Source organism: Actinosynnema pretiosum (genome assembly GCF_002354875.1).
GTDB lineage: Bacteria > Actinomycetota > Actinomycetes > Mycobacteriales > Pseudonocardiaceae > Actinosynnema > Actinosynnema auranticum.
Genome location: NZ_CP023445.1, coordinates 1,079,613 through 1,095,550, shown reverse-complemented (window position 1 = coordinate 1,095,550; position 15,938 = coordinate 1,079,613). Strand labels below are relative to the sequence as shown.

Sequence of the window (15,938 nt, the reverse complement as noted above, 5' to 3'; positions counted from 1 at the left end):
CCGCCCCTCCCCCGCTCAGCCGTCGACGAGCAGTCCGCGCAGCGGTCCCTGGAGCCGTTCGGAGCGGCGGGACACACCGGGCAGGCGCACCGCCCGGTGGTCGCCCGCGCGGCCAGCGCCGGGGTCGAGCGCGGCGCGCCAGAGCCGGTCCACTACCTCCTCGGGCGGTCCGTCCACTTCGGACTTGCCCAGCCCGAGGTGCTCGCCCCACAGCCGCAGCCGGGTGTCGCGGGCCAGCTCCGGGTCGTCGGTGACGAGGTTGACCTCGGTGTCGTTGAACAGCGAGTGCTCGTTGAGGTTGGCCGAGCCGAGGGTGAGCCAGCGGTCGTCCACGATCGCCAGCTTGGCGTGCACGTAGACCGGGCTGCCGTCGTGGGCGGCGAGGGTGGCCGCGACCAGGCGGCCGTTGCCGTCGTCGGCGTCCAGGAGCCTGCCGAGCTGGCCGCGCGTGGTGTCGGCGCCGTTGCTGGGCTTGCGGGGCAGGACGAGCACGACGCGGAAGCGCGGGTCCGGCGGGGTGCGGAGCTTGCCGATGAGGATCTCGACGACCTCGGGCGACCAGAGGAACTGGTTCTCCAGGTAGACGAGCCGCTCGGCGGAGCGCAGGCCGCGCAGGTAGGCGTCGGCGAGGCTGAAGTCGCCGCGCGGGGCGAAGTCGTAGGTGCGCTCGGGCACGGTGCGCGCGATCTGCACGCTGGACCGGCCCTTGGCCTCGGGCACCCGCGGTTCGGGCAGCTCCTCGCGCGCGATCTCCTGCCAGCGCTGCCGGAAGTGCTCGGCGACGTCGGCGACGGCGGGCCCCTCGATCCGGGCGGCGAGGTCGTGCCACCCCACGGGCTCGCGCGGCGGGTGGTCGGTGGTGTCGTGCCGGTCGCCGTCGAGCGCGGTGAAGTCCAGGCCGCCGACGAAGGCGACCTCGTCGTCCACGACCACGATCTTCTCGTGGTGGCAGTGCAGGGTGCGCTCGCGGGTGTCGAGCAGGCAGCGCACCCGGCTGTCCCGCTCGAACTCGGCGGTGGACCGCCGGGCGCGCTCGCGGGTCGGCTCGAACAGCGGCACGGGCGGCCCGCCCCACACGAGCATCCGCACGTCGACCCGCTCGGCGACGTCGGCGAGCAGGTCGCGCAGCGGGGGCGAGCCGGGTTCGCGGGTGAGCCGGAAGTCGGCGCTGGCGTGCCAGTTGGCGATGTGGACGTGCGAGCGCGCGGCGCGGATGGCCGCGTCGATCTCGGGCAGCCCCTCGCGCCCGTCGACGAGCACGCGCACCAGGTTGCCGTCCCTGACCGCGCGGTGCGGGCTCCACGGGCCCGCGTCGCCGCAGAACACGCTCCCCCACCCGAGCTTGCCGAGCCTGCGCCGGTGGTGGCCCAGCACGGCCCGCTCCAGTCCGTCGCCGAGCCGCTCGTCGAGCACGTCCAAGAGCCCCATGCGGTGGGTGTTGACCGCGCGGGTGGTCGTTCAAACGCGGTGCGGGGGCGCGCGGGACCGCGCCCCCGCACCGCAGCTCACCCGCGCCCGATGTGCCCGTGGAAGAACCCGACGGCCCCGGCGAGCGCGGCCAGCCCGACGATGGTGGCGGCGGGCAGGTTGTCCCCGGCCAGGTAGGCCAGGGCGCCGACGAGGCCGCCGCACAGCAGCGCGGCGATCAGGACGACGGCGGTGCGCAGGGGCATGAGCGGGTCCCGCTCGTCCTTGTCGACCACGGTCACCGCCCACCCCTCGGGCGCGCCAGGAGCTTGGTGACCCAGCCGCACACCCGGCCGACCGCGTCGGGCGGCGCGGGTTCCGCGGTCGCCGGGCGCCCGGCGGGAAGCGCTTCCCCGGTGGGCGGGGGCAGCGGTCCGAGGGCGCGGTGGATCTCGGCGTGCCGCAGCCGCGTGCGCAGCCCCTCCCAGCGGGCGATCCACAGGGCGGCCTGCTCCCGGTCCTGCCCGCACCCGAGGACGAACTGGACGACCTGCTCGGCCCGCGTGGGCAGGGTGTCGCGGGTGCAGAGGTTGTGCGCGGTGCTCTTGGGCAGCGCCCCGCCGGTGTTGTCGGAGATCTCCTGGTAGGACAGCTCGCACGACCGGCGCAGCGCGTCGAGCGCCTGGTTGTACTGCTTGGCGGTCACGGCGGCGGTCGCCAGCGCCAGCGGGTCGACCGGCCCGGCGTCGGTGTCGCTCATGCTCGGTGGAACTCCTCCGCTCAGCGCTCCCGCCCGCTCGGGCAGGAGGCATCGGTCTGGTGGTGCCGTTCCCCGTTCCGCGGCCTCCAGCGCGCGGCGCCAGCGCAGGATCTCGTCCTGGCCGACGCCGCAGGCGTCGAGGACGGCGAAGGTGTGCTGCCAGGTCGGGCGACCGCCCCGCAGCAGCTCGGGGAGCATGGCCGGACGCACGCCGCGGGCAACCAGCTCCCGGTGGGAGGGGCTGCCCGCGGCGCGCCAGGCGCTGAGCACCCGGTGCTGGAGGCGCCGCCGGAGCTGCGCGCCGCCGTCACCCTGCACGGTGCTCACGGGGATCACCCGCGTGCGGGAGCGCGCGGGGGTTCTCCGCCGCGGCGGTCCCGGTCCGGTCCGGGTAAGGCGGCTTTCGGCAGAGCGTTCACGCGGAACCCCGTTCTCGACTTGTGCTTCTTCGTCCCTCGACCTGGGCTGGTGCTCGACGCGGTCGCCTCCCGAATAGGTCCGCCGGGGCCAACCGGCGGTTCGGGATTGGGCGGTGCGGTCGCACTGGGTTGAAGCGTAGAGCAAGGCGCCGACAGTGGCGGAATGGTTGGGATCGGCGCGGGACCAATGGCCCGGCAACGCACAAATGCGGCTTTATGACAAGGCAGATGAGCGTCAAGTCGTCGATTTGGACGTCCAAGAACCAACCCCTGCGGGGGACTGCGCCGACCGGGTGAGGAGGGCCGCTGTCCAGCGCGGACCGCGTCCCGCCGGGTTGGACGCGCCACGGACGTGGCTGGACGGCGGTGGTGGCGCTTCCGGGGCTCGTCTACGGTGACCACGCGCTCGAACTCCTCCGAGCAGTCCTCGGGGAGCGGGCGGGACCCGTGACCGACCCCTTGACCTGGGCGACCTCGGGCAGTGCGGCGGGCCTCCGGGCCAACGGGGGCCCGCCGCGTCCCGGCCTCGCGACGCCCGCGCGGCGGCGGGGAGCGGGCTTGGACGCGGGAGCGCGTAACGCGGGGGCGGCGGGATCAGACAGGTTCCACGGACGCCCGCGCGGCCCGACCGGGAGGGAGCACCCTCCGCTCCCGGAACGGGCCACCACGGTGGCAGTGATCCGGATCACCACCGGAAAGCGGGCCCCGGACCGGCCGGACGACGGCCGGGTGGTTGAACGGTGGAACACCCCGTGAAATGATCCGGACCGATCCCGGACGTGACGGGACATCGCATTGCCATCGGAACACTTGAACCGAAGAAATTCACTCGAAAGTGTTCACCCGCGCCGGGCGGGGACGCCTTTTCCCGGATCATCCCCGCCCCCCGTGCGGGCCTAGCGCACCGCGGCGACCGTCGCCGTTCCCGGCTCGACCTCGGTGTACCCCGCGTCCCGCACCACGATCGCGTCCGGCAGCGCCACCAGCGCGTCCCACTCGGCCCGGCTCGGCGTGCGCACCGCGCAGCGGAACCCGGCCGCCGCCCACCGCTCCAGCTCCGCCGCGCCCAGGTGCGGGGCCAGCAGCATCGAGGCGTGCCCGACCTGGGCCGCCGCCTTGCCCGCCGTCATGGTCACGCCGGGGTTCAGCCACAGCAGCCGCGCGCCCTCCGGCACGGGCCCCGGCTCGCCGTCCTCGGGCAGCTCGCTGCCGGAGATCTGCAACCGGCTGATCTCCTTCGGCGCCTCCCCCACGACCCCCGGCACGAACGCGCGCACCGACGCGCCGCCCACGGTCACCGTGACGCCCGGCAGGGCCTGCACGGCCTCCCAGTGCGCCCCTCGCGCCCTCCTGGCGACCTTGCGGATGCGCCCGCGCACCCACGCCACGACCTCGTCGTGCCACTCGCCACCGGGCTCCGCGCGCGGGTCGAGGCACACCGCCACCGCGGCGGCGGCAGCGGCCTCCAGCACGTCCGTCCGCGACGGCGGCGCGCTGCGCTCGATGCGCATCACCACCGGCATGGCGCGCACCAGCTCGCCCTCGGGCTCGCCGTAGTCGCGGCCCAGCAGCATCGAAAGGACGCCGTTCGCCTGCCCGGTCACGGGCGCCAGCCCGGCCCCGCTCACCGAGTCGACCCCGCTCACCGGCTCGACCCCCGTCACCGGCTCGACCCCCGTCACTGGCGCACCAGGTCCAGGCCGTCCGCGAGGTCCGCGGCCTCCACCTCGGCGCGCGTCACGCCGAGCACGAACAGCACCGCGTCCAGGAACGGGTGCGACAGCGCGGTGTCCGCGACCTCGCGCAGCGCGGGCTTGGCGTTGAACGCGATGCCCAGCCCGGCCGCGCCGATCATGTCGATGTCGTTCGCCCCGTCCCCGACCGCGACGGTCTGCGCCATCGGCACCCCGACCGAGTCCGCGAACCGCCGCAGCGCCACCGCCTTGCCCGGCCGGTCCACGATCTCGCCGAGCACCCGGCCGGTGAGCTTGCCGTCCACGACCTCCAGCTCGTTGGCCGCGCAGAAGTCGAGCCCCAGCTCGGTGACCAGCGACCGGATCACCCTGGTGAACCCGCCCGACACGACCCCGCAGCGGAACCCGAGCCGCTTGAGGGTGCGGATCGTGGTGCGCGCGCCGGGCGTCAGCTCCAGCGACGCGGCCACCTCGTCCAGCACGCCCTCGTCCAGGCCCTCCAGCAGCGCCACGCGCCGCTGCAGCGACTCGGCGAAGTCCAGCTCGCCCCGCATGGCCGCCTCGGTGATCTCGCGGACCTGGGGCTCCACGCCCACGTGCGCGGCCAGCATCTCGATCACCTCGCCCTGGATGAGCGTGGAGTCCACGTCGAACACGACGAGCCGCTTGGCCCGCCTGGTCAGCCCGGCCCGCTCCACGGCCACGTCCACCCCGGCGCGCGCGGCCACGACGGCGAGCGCCGAGCGCAGCTGCGCGTCCGCCTCCTCGGTGTCGTCGGCGACCGAGATCCGCAGCTCCAGCCCGGTCACCGGGTAGTCGGCGACCCCCCGGATCGCGTCGATGTTCGCGCCGAGCGCGGCGAGCTTGCGGGCGACCTCGGTGAACGCGCGCGCGGTGACCGGGTGGCCCAGCAGGATCAGGACGTGGCTGGACTCCAGCCGGGCGGTGCGGCGCGAGTCGGCGCCGATCTCCACCTCGACGCTCATCGACACCGTCGCCATGGCCTGCTCCACGGCCTCCTGGATGCCTTCGGGGTCGCGCTGGGCGGACACCAGCACCCCGAGCACCAGCCTGCCCCGGATCACGACCTGCTCCACGTCGAGCACGTCGACCCCGTGCCTGGTGAGCACGGCGAACAGCACCGAGGACACGCCCGGCTTGTCCGGGCCGGTCACGGTGATCAGGACTGGGGTCGCGCTGGGCATCGTCAACACCGGCTCCTCTGCCAGGGAAACGCGAGGAGCCCCGACGACCGCGCTGGTCGTCGGGGCTCCTCGTTGAACCTGTCTCAGGTTACTAGTGCTTGTGGTCGTGCTCGGTGCCCTCCGACGCGGTGCCGGACTGCACCGCCTTGGCGGCCAGCTCGGACGGGGCCGACTTGGCCTTCTCGTGCGGGATGGCGCGGCCGGTCAGCGTCACGTGCGCCTCGGCGTGCATCCGCTCGATCATGTGCGGGTAGTGCAGCTCGAACGCCGGGCGGGCCGAGCGGATGCGGGGCAGCTCGGTGAAGTTGTGCCTCGGCGGCGGGCAGGAGGTCGCCCACTCCAGCGAGTTGCCGAAGCCCCACGGGTCGTCGACCTTCACGACCTCGCCGTACCGGTAGCTCTTGAACACGTTCCAGATGAACGGCAGCGTGGACGCGCCGAGCAGGTACGCGCCGATCGTGGAGACCATGTTCAGCGTGGTGAAGCCGTCGGCCGCCAGGTAGTCGGCGTACCGGCGGGGCATGCCCTCGGCGCCCAGCCAGTGCTGCACCAGGAACGTGGCGTGGAAGCCCAGGAACGTGGTCCAGAAGTGCAGCTTCGCCAGGCCCTCGTCCAGCATCCGGCCGGTCATCTTGGGGAACCAGAAGTAGATGCCCGCGAAGGTGGCGAACACGATCGTGCCGTACAGCACGTAGTGGAAGTGGGCGACGACGAAGTACGTGTCGGACACGTGGAAGTCGATCGCCGGGGCAGCCAGCAGGACGCCGGACAGGCCGCCGAAGAGGAAGGTCACGATGAAGCCGATGCTGAACAGCATGGGCGACTCGAAGGTGAGCTGCCCCTTCCACATCGTGCCGATCCAGTTGAAGAACTTGATGCCGGTCGGGACCGCGATGAGGAAGGTCATGAACGCGAAGAACGGCAGCAGGACCGCGCCGGTGGCGTACATGTGGTGCGCCCACACGGCCACGGACAGCGCCGCGATGCCGAGCGTGGCGTAGACCAGGCCGTTGTAGCCGAAGATCGGCTTGCGGCTGAAGACCGGGAAGACCTCGGACACGATGCCGAAGAACGGCAGCGCGATGATGTAGACCTCGGGGTGGCCGAAGAACCAGAACAGGTGCTGCCACAGGATCACGCCGCCGTTGGCCGGGTCGAAGACGTGCGCTCCGATGTGCCGGTCGGCGAGCAGGCCGAGCAGGGCCGCGGTGAGGATCGGGAACGCCAGCAGCACCAGGACGCTGGTGACCAGGATGTTCCAGGTGAAGATCGGCATCCGGAACATGGTCAGGCCGGGCGCGCGCAGGCACACGATCGTGGTGATCATGTTGACCGCGCCGAGGATGGTGCCGAGACCACCGACCGCCAGGCCCGCGATCCACAGGTCGGCGCCCGCGCCGGGCGAGTGGATGGCGTTCGACAGCGGGGTGTAGGCGAACCAGCCGAAGTCGGCGGCGCCGCCGGGCGTGAGGAAGCCCGACATGGTGATGATGCCGCCGAACAGGTACAGCCAGTACGAGAAGGCGTTCAACCGGGGGAACGCGACGTCCGGCGAGCCGATCTGCAGCGGCAGGATGAAGTTGGCGAAGCCGAACACGATCGGGGTGGCGTACAGCAGCAGCATCACCGTGCCGTGCATGGTGAACAGCTGGTTGTACTGCTCGTTCGAGAGGAACTGCATCCCCGGTCGGGCGAGCTCCGTCCTGATCAGCATCGCCATCGCGCCGCCCACCATGAAAAAGATGAACGACGTGACCAGGTACATGATGCCGATTTGCTTGTGGTCCGTGGTGCGGAACATCCGCAGCAGGAACGAACCCTTGACCGCCTCGCGAGTCCCGAAGGGCCGCGTTGCGATCGGCTGCGGGGCTACGGCCGTCACGGTGCCTCCTGCACTGTTGGTTCTTCATTCACAGGTGGCTGAGCGTGGTCGCCACCGGCTCACCGGATCGTAGACGTCTTGTTCGGGCGCGGCGCGCTTGACCCTCGCCACCGATCACCCGACGTAGTTCAGGTCACACCGGCGGACCGCCCGGACGGGCAAGCGCGTCCACCGCGGTCAGCAACCCGGCGATGATCATGTCAAGTTGGTGGTCCCGCTGGTCAGAAGGGTGTTTCCCGGCGAGCGGAAGCCGCTGCACCCCACTCCGGACGGCCTTTCCGGCGGTCCGGGCGGTGGTCCACGAGCACAGGCCCGATGGTCCGCGCAAGGGGCGCGGGGCACCAGTTGACCGAGGACCCGGCCCCTGTCGGACAGGTCGACCTTACCGAACGTGCGGTCCGCCCGCGAGCGCCGCCGGAGCCCCCGCGCGGGCCCGGCGGGGGAGGTGCGGGAATGGTCCGGCTCGGGGTGGCCGATTCCGGCCGCGCGGAAACCGGGTGCCCTTTCCCGCGCTCCCGTGGCACCTTTCCGGGGTGGGCAGACCGGAATTGCGAGCACTTTTCGCGTCGGCGGCGGAACTGGGCCTGCCGGTCGACGACCCGGTGGTGCTCGGGGACGGCAGCAACGTGCTCGTGCACCTGCGCCCGGCCCCGGTGGTGGCCAGGGTCGGCGCGGTGACGGCGGCGGTGCGCGGGGACGTGCTGGGGCACTTCCGGCGGGCCGACGCGGTCAGCCGCCACCTGGCCGCGCGCGGGGTGGCGGTGGTGGAGCCGGTGGAGCGGGACGGGCACGCGGTGACGTTCGCCCGGCACGTGCCGCACCGGCCGGGCGCGCTGCCCGCCGCCGGGCTGGCCGCGCTGCTCGGCGGGCTGCACGAGGCGCTGCGCGACCACGGCGGCGAACTGCCCGCGCGCGGGCCGCTGGACGACGTGGACGCCGCGCTGGAGCTGCTGGGACGGCCGCCGGACCTGGTCCGGCGGCGCGCGGACCTGGTGGCGCGCCTGCCGGACGTGCCGGTGCGACCGCTGCACGGCGACGCACACGCGGGCAACGTGCTGCTCACCGACGCCGGGCCGGTGTGGAACGACTTCGAGGACGCCTGGCTCGGCCCGCCCGCGTGGGACCTCGCCTGCGCGGGCCTGACCGGGGCCGACCTCGCGGACCCGGTGGGAGTGGACCCGGTGGGAGTGGACCCGCAGGACCCGGCGGGCGCCGGGCCCGAGGTCCTCGCGCGCTTCGCCGAGCTGCGCGCCCTCCAGGCGGACTGCTGGCGCGCGGCGGCCCGCCTGGTCCGCGGGCGCCGCGCGGGCCGGGACCGCGCCTGACCGCGCCCCGGACAGCACGACGCCCCGGCCCGCCGAGCGGCGCGCCGGGGCGTCGTCGACCGGGCGCTCAGCCCCGGTGCCCGGCCATCAGCTCGTCGAACGTCGGGAACGACTTGGCGATCTCGCTGCCGGTGAAGTTCCCGACCCACCCGTCGTCGTCGTGGAAGAACCGGATCGACACGTAGTCCGGCCTGGTGCCCATGTCGAACCAGTGGGTGGTGTTCGCGGGCACGCTCAGCAGGTCGCCCGCCTCGCACAGCACGGCGTGCACCCGCCCGGCCACGTGCAGGTAGAACACCCCGGCGCCGCGCGCGAAGAACCGGTCCTCGTCGTCGTCGTGGGTGTGCTCGGCCAGGAACCTCGCCCGCGCGCCCGCCGCGGCGGCCAGCCACCCCGGGTCGTCGGACGGGGTCTGGTGCATGGCGTCGACCAGCACGTACCCCTCGGTCTCCACCACCCGCGCCACCTGCTCGCGGTAGGCGTCGAGCGCGGTGTCCACGGTCACGTCCGGCAGCACGGGCCAGCGCTCGTACCGCACGCCGAGCCGCTCCAGCTCGGCCCGCACCTCGTCCGGCTCCGAGGTGCGCAGCAGCACCTCGTCGGGGTTGTCGTCGGCCCACGCGGTCAGCAGGGTCATCGGGAGTCCCTCCTCGTCTCGACCTTGAAGCGCAGCAGCCACTCCAGGCACTCCAGCCGGTGCCTGGCCTGGCGCAGGTCCGCCCCCCAGGCGTACACCCCGTGCCTGGCCACGAGCAGCGCGGGCACGTCCGGCCGGAACCCGGCCTCGAACGCGTCGCCGAGCACGCCCATGTCCTGGCTGTTGGGCACCACGGGGATCGTGACCACGTCGTGGTCGGCGCGCCCGAAGCCCTTGAGCATCTCCAGGTCGCGCAGCTCGACGCCGTCCGGCCAGAACTCGGCGGCCAGCACCGGCGCGAGGGCGTGCACGTGGACGACCGCGCCCGCGCCCGCCACGGCGGCGATCCGCCCGTGCAGGCCAGCCTCGGCGGAGGGGACCTTCACCGGGTCGCCGTCACCACCGGCGGTGCGCCCGCGCTCGTCGACGACCACCACGTCGTCGTCGGTCAGCTCGCCCTTGTCCTTGCCGCTGGTGGTGACCGCGAGCCGCAGCGGGTCGCGGCCGAGGACGACCGACAGGTTGCCGGACGTGCCGCGCATCCAGCCCATGCCCGCGTAGCGCGCGCACTCGGCGGCCAGCGCGGCGCCCGCCGCCCGCAGCTCCACGTCCGCCGCGCCCGCCGTCACAGCTCGCCCACCACCGGGTGCGGGCTGAAGTCGGCGTCGGCGTTGGGCTCGCCCGCGCGCGCCACGCCCACGGTCTTCCAGCCCGCCTCGGCGGCGGCGTGCAGCTCGGCGGGCACGTCGGAGTAGAACGTGATCCCGGCCGGGTCGGCCGCGCCCAGCGCCGAGGCGATCGCCAGGTAGGAGGCGGCCTCGCGCTTGGGGCCCGCGTTGACGGTGTCGAAGTGGTGCTCGAACAGCGGCCGGAGGTCGCCCTCGGAGGTGTGGCCGAAGAACGCGACCTGGCCGGGCACCGAGCCCGAGGAGAACACCGCGAGCCGCAGCCCGTCCGCGTGCCACTCGCGCAGCGCGGGCACCACGTCCGGGAACAGCTCGGCGACCAGGTCGCCGGTCTCGTAGCCGCGCTGCCAGATCAGGCCCTGCAGGGTCTTGAGCGGCGTGACCTTCTGGTCGGCGTCCATCCAGCCGTGCAGCACCCGCACGAGGTCGTCGGTGCCGCCGGTCGCGCCGGACAGCTCGCGGATCTGCGCCACGGCCTGCGCGACGGCCGGGTCGTCGCCGTGCTCGTCGATCCACGGGCCCAGGCGCGGGCGCGCGTAGTCGTAGAGCACGACCAGGACCTGGTCGGTGGAGCTGAGCGTGCCCTCGATGTCGAGCACGACCCATTCAGTCATTCGCTGTCCCCTGCTGGTAGTTGTCCCTGCTGGTCATCGTGCCGGTAGTAGTCGGCGAGCCGGTCTGGGGCGAGCGCGCCCCGGTCGGTGACCACGGTGGTGACGAACCTCGGCGGCGTCACGTCGAACGCCGGGTAGAGGCCGCGCACCCGGTCGCTGGCGGTGCGCCTGCCCAGGGTGCTCAGCACCTCCTCGCCCGGCCGGTGCTCGATCGGCACGTCGGCGGCGGTGGGCGCGAGCCGGTCGGGGGCCTGCACCATCGCCAGGAACGGCACGTCGAACGCCGAGGCGGCCACCGCGAGGCCGAGCGTGCCGACCTTGTTGACCACGTGCCCGTCCATGGTGACCCGGTCGGCGGCGGTGAGCAGCGCGGACACCTCGCCGGTGGCGAGCACGGCCGCGCCCATGCCGTCGGTGATCAGCGTGGTGTCCACGCCCATCTCGGCGAGCGTCTCGGCGGTCAGCCGCGCGCCCTGCAGGTAGGGGCGGGTCTCGGTGCAGAAGAACCTCAGGCGCTTGCCGCTCGCCTGGGCGGCGGCGACGGTCTCGGTCAGGTACAGGTCGGCCCAGCAGTGCGTGAGCACCGCGCCGTCGTCGGGCAGCAGCGCGGCGGTGTGCTCGCCCAGCGCGCGGCTGCGGTCCCGGTAGCGGCGGTCGCCCGCGATCGCGCCCGCGAGCGCGCCCGCCTCGACGTCCTCGTGCGCGTCGACCCCGGCGAGGACGGCCGCGACCGCCTTGCGCAGGGCGTTGTTGGTGCGCCGGGTGGCGATGAAGTCCTCGCCGACCTGGGCGAGCCGCGCGCGGGCCTCGGCGCGGGGCAGCCCGCGCGCCTCCCGCGCCGCCAGGACCATCCCCCACAGCACGGCGAAGTACGGCCCGGACGACTGGGTGACCATGTCCTCGATGGCGCGGGCCACCTCGGCGGCCGTGCCGCACCGCACCCAGGTGCGCTCGAACGGGAAGCTGCGCCGGTCCAGCACGTGCACGCCGTCGTCGGCGAGCAGCACGCTGTGGGCGAGCGCGGGCCCGTCGCCCGCCTGCGGGGCCGCCACCTAGCTGTACCCGGTGAACGGCGCGTGCTGGCCGGTGAGGAAGTGCGCGCCGACCTCGCGGGCCTTGTAGGCCACCGGGTCGTGCAGCGTGATGGTGCGGGCGTTGCGCCAGAACCGGTCGAACGCGTGCTTGCTCGCGGTGGCGCGGGCCCCGCACAGCTCGAACACCTTCGCGGTGGTGTGGTTGACGACCCTGGTGCTGACGACCTTGGCCGAGGAGATCGCGGCGGCGGTCTCGGCGCGCTGCCCGGCGGTGAGCGCGGTCCCGGCCTCGGAGGCGTCGCGCAGCAGCGCGGAGGCGCGGTCGGCGAGCAGCCCGGCGGCCTGGACGTCGGCGACCAGCTCGCCGTAGGTCTGGAGGACGTACGGGTCCTCGGTGGCCGAGTCGACGCCGCTGAGGAACCAGGGGCGGGTGGTCTCGCGGGTGTACCGGGCGGCTTCGGCGAGCGCGCCCTCGGCGATGGCCACGTGCAGCTGGGAGAGCGCCTCCTGGAACCCGATGGCGGCCAGCGACAGCCGGGGGCTCGTGCCGTCCGCCGGGCCGAGGACCTGCGCCTCGGGCACCAGGACGTCGGTGAGCTGGACGCCGCCGCTGGCGGTGAGCCGCTGGCCCATGTTGTCCCACTCGCCCGCGCGGCTGACGCCCTCGGCCCTGGCGTCGAGGGTGAAGGTGAGCTTCCCGCCGGTGTCGACGCGCGTCGCGCTGACCACGAGCCGGTCGGCGACGGCGGCGCCGGTGGCGAAGGTCTTGCGGCCGTCGACGCGGTAGCCGCCGTCGACGGGGGTGAGCTGGAGGGCGGCGTCGAGCGGGTTGCTGATGCCCGCCCAGAACAGGTTCTGCCCGTGCAGCTCGGCGGAGCGCGCGGCGGCGGCGTCCCGGTCCAGGAACAGCCCGCCCCGCCACACCTGGAGGTAGTGGTAGCCGAGCAGGTGCCCGACGTTGGCGTCGGCGGCGCCCACGACCCGCACGACCGCGCGCTGGGCGTCCCAGTCGGCGACGGTCAGCAACCCGGAGTCCTTCAGCGCGGCGACCTCGGCGACGGGGTCCTCCCCGCGCCGGTCGCGCTCAGCGGCGTCGCCCCGCAGCTTCTCGGCCACGTCGGCGGCCACGCCCAGCCAGTCCCGCATCCACGCCCTCCTCGGTTCCCGGCAGGCGAGCCTAGTGCGCCGGGGCGGGGCTCCCCGTGAGCATTCCGTCACGTGGGACCCGGTGGCCGCGCCGGGCCTGCCGCGCGGACGGGCGCGGGCGCGCGTCGGTGACCTGCGGGTTCGTCGCGCCGCCCGCGCATCGTCCGCGCTGATCACGGGTACTCCCCCGACCAGGTGGCCGGTCGTGCACCCGAACGCGTGGCAGCGGGCCCGGTCCGGCGGGGAGCGGTGCGCTGGCGGCGTGGTCGCGGTCACGGTCGTCTACGGTGTCCGGGCCCGAACCCGAAGTGGAGGACGCGAATGGACTTGCCACGCAGATCGCGCTCGGGGGTCGCGACGGCCCCGAGGCCGGTCGCGGACGAGCCCCACCCGGCGCGTCCGCCCAGGACAGCGACCCCGCACCTGCTGGAGGCCGAGAACCTCGTCGGCCACCTGTCGCTGCCGACCTGCCCGCTGGCGAACAACGTCTACAAGGACCCCAGCCAGCGCAACGTGGTGCGCTGGGGCGACCCGGCGGACGCGTCGACGTGGGTGAACCGCAGCCAGTGCGCGTCGTTCCAGACCGCGGTGCTGCGCCGCTCGCACCGCTGGGCGACGCAGCGCTTCTTCACCGCGCACTTCGGCGTGGCCAGCCCGTTCGCCCGCGACTACCGCGAGGTGTTCGCGCGCGGCGGCGTCCCGCACTTCGAGCGGGTGCGGCGGGTGGCGGACCTGCGGCCCGGCGACCTGGTCGCGATCGACTACCGCAACGACCAGGACACCAACACCGGGCACATCGTGATGGTGCGCGAGGTCAGGGGCGCGTACGAGGCGCCGAGCCCGAGGCTGAACTTCCCCGGTGAGACGCAGTACGCGGTGGAGATCGTGGACTGCACGTCGGAGCCCCACGGCCAGTACGGCGTGGGGCACTACGCGGCGTTCCCGGACAGCCGGATCTTCAACGCGGAGAACCAGACCGAGGGCGCCGGGTTCGGGCACATGATGTTCTACGCGTCGGACCGGACGGGCGAGTTCACCCGGTACCGGTGGAGCGTGAACGCCGCGTCGTCAGGCGTGTACCCGGTGGCCGAGCGGCCGGTGGCGGCGGCGCGGGTGGTGTGACCCGCCGGGTCGCGTGCTCCCCGCCGCGCCCCGCCCCGGTCCGCGCCCGGCGCAGCGCCGCTTCCGCGTCCCGCCGATCCGCCCCGGTCCGCGCCTGCCGCCCGGACCGGGGCGGGGCCGCTTCCCGTCGGGCTCGCGCCCCGGCTTCCTCCCCGCTCGGGCCTTCTCCGCACGGGCCTTCTCCGCTCGGGCCTTCTCCCAGTAGTCGCGCTCACCGCGCGCGCCGCCCCGCTCGGCCATGCCCCACCGCTCGCGCTCGACGCTCCTGCGCCCGGCCGCCCCGCCCCGCCGCTCGGCCGCGATCCGCTTGCGCAGCCTCGTGGCCCGGCTCCACAGGTCGGGCAGCGTCTCGGCGAACGCGGCGGTCACCAGCGCGGCCAGGAACCCGTTGGGCTGCTCGCCGACGACCACCAGCGCCACCACGACGAGCTGCGCGACCATGCAGACCACCAGTGGGATCGTGGAACGCATCGGAACCCCTCCTCGACTCGGTCGACCTTCCGCTTCCCAGGGTCGTCCCCCGCCATGTGCGGCGACAGGAGTTGCCGTTCTCCGCCACAGTGGGCAACAGGAAACGGCGCACCGGCCCGGCGGCCCGGCGAGGAGGCAGGTCCCCATGACGCAGCACGAGGCGTTCGGCATCGAGTTGCGCAGGCGCCGGAACGCGGCCGGGTTGTCCCTGCAGGACCTGGCGAAGGAGCTGAACTACAGCAAGGGCCACCTGAGCAAGATCGAGACCGGGGCGAAGGCGCCGACCCCGCAGCTCGCCAGGCAGGCCGACGCGGTGCTGTCCGCCGGTGGCGAGCTGAGCAGGCTCGCCCCGGCCGCGCCGGTCGGCCACCCGCGCCAGGCCGTGCCCGCCCCGCGCCACGAGACCCCGCCGCTGCCGAGGGCGAGGCGCAGCGAGCTGGAGGCGGCGACCGAGGACCCGGCGGTGGCGCGGGGGCTGCGGCTCCAGTTCGACACCATCCGCGACCTGGGCAAGCGCATGTCGCCCCGGCTGGTGCAGCCGATGCTGCACGGGTCGCTGGTGTCGCTGCGGGACATGCTCGCCGCGGCCGGGGAGGCGGGCGCGAAGCGGCAGGTGGCGCTGATGACGGCGCGGTTCGTCGAGTACGCGGGCTGGATGGCGCAGGAGGCCGGTCGGCGGGAGGAGGCGGTGGCACTGACCCTGGAGTCGGCGGCGCTGGCCGAGCTGGCGGGTGATCCGGGGCTGGCGGCGTACGCGCTGGTCCGGCGGGCCGAGCTGGCCATGTACGCGGGCGCGGCGCAGCAGACCATCGCGCTGGCCGAGCGGGCGCTGGCCGACCCGCACGCGACGGCGCGGGTGCGCGGGCTGGCCGAGCACCGGCTGGCGCAGGGCTACGCGCAGCTGGGCGAGGAGGCGCGGTGCCGGGCGGCGCTGGAGCGCGCGGCGGCGCTGCTGGCCGAGGCGGAGGCCCCGGAGCCCGCGCTCCCCGAGGAGACCCTGGCGCGGGCCACCGTGCTCGTCCCTCCGGCGGCAGGGCGGGCGGACGAGGCCGCGAGCGGCCTGGTCGTCGCCCCCGCGCGCGGCGGCCCGGTGGTCGGCTCGTCCACGGTCGCCGACCTGGACGCGGTCGTGACCGGCTGGTGCCTCTACGACCTGGGCCGCCCGGCCGAGGCGGCCCGCCTGCTGGAGCGCGGGCTGGCGGGCACCTCGCCCGAGGCCCGCCGCGCCCGCGCCCTGTACGGGGTCCGCCTGGCGCTGGCCCACGAGGCGGCGGGCGAGCTGGACCGGATGCACGAGGTGGCGCTGGAGTCCCTGGACACGGCGCGGGCCCTTGGCTCGGAGACCGTCCGCAGCCAGCTGCGCAACCTGGCGTGGATGGTCCAGCGCAGGCACTCCCACCGGCCCTCGCGCGACCTGCACGTGGAGATCACCGCCGCCCTGCAGGACGGCGTCGTCGACTGACCCCCGCGCTCCGCGCAGCTCACGGCGGGTTTCCCGTTGCCCTCTCCGCAGGGGACAGGAAACCCCTGGTCAGG

The 15,938-nt window shown here is 74.3% G+C and carries 15 protein-coding genes; 3 read left to right on the top strand and 12 right to left on the bottom strand.

Annotated elements, in window-relative coordinates; all coding sequences use genetic code 11:
• Positions 1–15: 15 nt before the first annotated feature.
• From CNX65_RS04985 to ctaD, 6 genes are all read right to left on the bottom strand, one after another.
• The gene (locus tag CNX65_RS04985) at positions 16–1,428 is read right to left on the bottom strand and encodes a phospholipase D-like domain-containing protein (protein WP_096491714.1); all 1,413 of its coding nucleotides are present in this window, start codon (positions 1,426–1,428) and stop codon (positions 16–18) included.
• 77 nt (positions 1,429–1,505) lie between these two features.
• A complete protein-coding gene (locus CNX65_RS04980; protein WP_096491713.1) occupies positions 1,506–1,709 on the bottom strand; it encodes a hypothetical protein in 204 nt (67 codons plus the stop codon).
• A complete protein-coding gene (locus CNX65_RS04975) occupies positions 1,706–2,494 on the bottom strand; it encodes a hypothetical protein (protein WP_157767508.1) in 789 nt (262 codons plus the stop codon). Before CNX65_RS04975 ends, CNX65_RS04980 begins: the two co-directional genes overlap by 4 nt.
• A gap of 988 nt (positions 2,495–3,482) precedes the next feature.
• Positions 3,483–4,160 carry a peptidyl-tRNA hydrolase gene (locus CNX65_RS04970; protein ID WP_232520129.1) on the bottom strand — a complete coding sequence of 226 codons (678 nt, stop codon included), beginning with the start codon at positions 4,158–4,160 and terminating at the stop codon, positions 3,483–3,485.
• A gap of 104 nt (positions 4,161–4,264) precedes the next feature.
• The gene (gene serB / locus CNX65_RS04965) at positions 4,265–5,485 is read right to left on the bottom strand and encodes a phosphoserine phosphatase SerB (RefSeq protein ID WP_096491710.1); all 1,221 of its coding nucleotides are present in this window, start codon (positions 5,483–5,485) and stop codon (positions 4,265–4,267) included.
• 91 nt (positions 5,486–5,576) lie between these two features.
• Positions 5,577–7,367, bottom strand: a complete 1,791-nt coding sequence (gene ctaD / locus CNX65_RS04960) for an aa3-type cytochrome oxidase subunit I (protein ID WP_096491709.1) — start codon at positions 7,365–7,367, stop codon at positions 5,577–5,579.
• A gap of 533 nt (positions 7,368–7,900) precedes the next feature.
• Between ctaD and CNX65_RS04955 the strand changes: the two genes are divergently transcribed.
• Complete coding sequence (locus tag CNX65_RS04955) at positions 7,901–8,692, top strand: phosphotransferase (RefSeq protein WP_157767507.1); 792 nt, start codon at positions 7,901–7,903, stop codon at positions 8,690–8,692.
• A gap of 67 nt (positions 8,693–8,759) precedes the next feature.
• On the opposite strand, the gene CNX65_RS04950 is transcribed toward CNX65_RS04955, so the two are convergent.
• The 5 genes from CNX65_RS04950 to CNX65_RS04930 all read right to left on the bottom strand — a co-directional run bounded on the left by CNX65_RS04950 (position 8,760) and on the right by CNX65_RS04930 (position 12,809).
• Entirely contained in the window at positions 8,760–9,329 is a 570-nt protein-coding gene (locus CNX65_RS04950) for a 1,2-dihydroxy-3-keto-5-methylthiopentene dioxygenase (protein WP_096491707.1), read from the bottom strand.
• A complete protein-coding gene (gene mtnB, locus CNX65_RS04945; RefSeq protein ID WP_232520128.1) occupies positions 9,326–9,880 on the bottom strand; it encodes a methylthioribulose 1-phosphate dehydratase in 555 nt (184 codons plus the stop codon). Before mtnB ends, CNX65_RS04950 begins: the two co-directional genes overlap by 4 nt.
• 74 nt (positions 9,881–9,954) lie before the next feature.
• Entirely contained in the window at positions 9,955–10,629 is a 675-nt protein-coding gene (gene mtnC, locus CNX65_RS04940) for an acireductone synthase (RefSeq protein ID WP_096491705.1), read from the bottom strand.
• Entirely contained in the window at positions 10,626–11,681 is a 1,056-nt protein-coding gene (locus CNX65_RS04935) for a s-methyl-5-thioribose-1-phosphate isomerase (protein WP_096491704.1), read from the bottom strand. The genes mtnC and CNX65_RS04935 overlap by 4 nt, the downstream gene beginning before the upstream one ends.
• Positions 11,682–12,809 (bottom strand): acyl-CoA dehydrogenase family protein, encoded by a 1,128-nt coding sequence (locus CNX65_RS04930; protein WP_096491703.1) that lies wholly within the window; start codon positions 12,807–12,809, stop codon positions 11,682–11,684. It lies immediately after the preceding gene.
• A gap of 321 nt (positions 12,810–13,130) precedes the next feature.
• Between CNX65_RS04930 and CNX65_RS04925 the strand changes: the two genes are divergently transcribed.
• Positions 13,131–13,931: a hypothetical protein gene (locus tag CNX65_RS04925; RefSeq protein ID WP_096491702.1), complete on the top strand. Its 801-nt coding sequence runs from the start codon at positions 13,131–13,133 to the stop codon at positions 13,929–13,931.
• On the opposite strand, the gene CNX65_RS35980 is transcribed toward CNX65_RS04925, so the two are convergent.
• Entirely contained in the window at positions 13,878–14,402 is a 525-nt protein-coding gene (locus CNX65_RS35980) for a hypothetical protein (protein WP_177154522.1), read from the bottom strand. The genes CNX65_RS04925 and CNX65_RS35980 overlap by 54 nt on opposite strands.
• A 145-nt stretch (positions 14,403–14,547) precedes the next feature.
• On the opposite strand from CNX65_RS35980, the gene CNX65_RS37720 reads away from it, so the two are divergent.
• A complete protein-coding gene (locus tag CNX65_RS37720; RefSeq protein ID WP_177154521.1) occupies positions 14,548–15,864 on the top strand; it encodes a helix-turn-helix domain-containing protein in 1,317 nt (438 codons plus the stop codon).
• Positions 15,865–15,938 lie beyond the last annotated feature (74 nt).

Excerpts from the sequence above, each read along its gene's own strand:
- CNX65_RS04970 (WP_232520129.1), bottom strand. The coding sequence starts at position 4,160 with ATGCTGCTGGGCCGCGACTACGGCGAGCCCGAGGGCGAGCTGGTGCGC.
- CNX65_RS37720 (WP_177154521.1), top strand. The coding sequence starts at position 14,548 with ATGACGCAGCACGAGGCGTTCGGCATCGAGTTGCGCAGGCGCCGGAAC.
- serB (WP_096491710.1), bottom strand. The coding sequence starts at position 5,485 with ATGCCCAGCGCGACCCCAGTCCTGATCACCGTGACCGGCCCGGACAAG.
- CNX65_RS04930 (WP_096491703.1), bottom strand. The coding sequence starts at position 12,809 with ATGCGGGACTGGCTGGGCGTGGCCGCCGACGTGGCCGAGAAGCTGCGG.
- mtnC (WP_096491705.1), bottom strand. The coding sequence starts at position 10,629 with ATGACTGAATGGGTCGTGCTCGACATCGAGGGCACGCTCAGCTCCACC.
- CNX65_RS04925 (WP_096491702.1), top strand. The coding sequence starts at position 13,131 with ATGGACTTGCCACGCAGATCGCGCTCGGGGGTCGCGACGGCCCCGAGG.
- CNX65_RS35980 (WP_177154522.1), bottom strand. The coding sequence starts at position 14,402 with ATGCGTTCCACGATCCCACTGGTGGTCTGCATGGTCGCGCAGCTCGTC.
- mtnB (WP_232520128.1), bottom strand. The coding sequence starts at position 9,880 with ATGGGCTGGATGCGCGGCACGTCCGGCAACCTGTCGGTCGTCCTCGGC.
- CNX65_RS04950 (WP_096491707.1), bottom strand. The coding sequence starts at position 9,329 with ATGACCCTGCTGACCGCGTGGGCCGACGACAACCCCGACGAGGTGCTG.
- CNX65_RS04985 (WP_096491714.1), bottom strand. The coding sequence starts at position 1,428 with ATGGGGCTCTTGGACGTGCTCGACGAGCGGCTCGGCGACGGACTGGAG.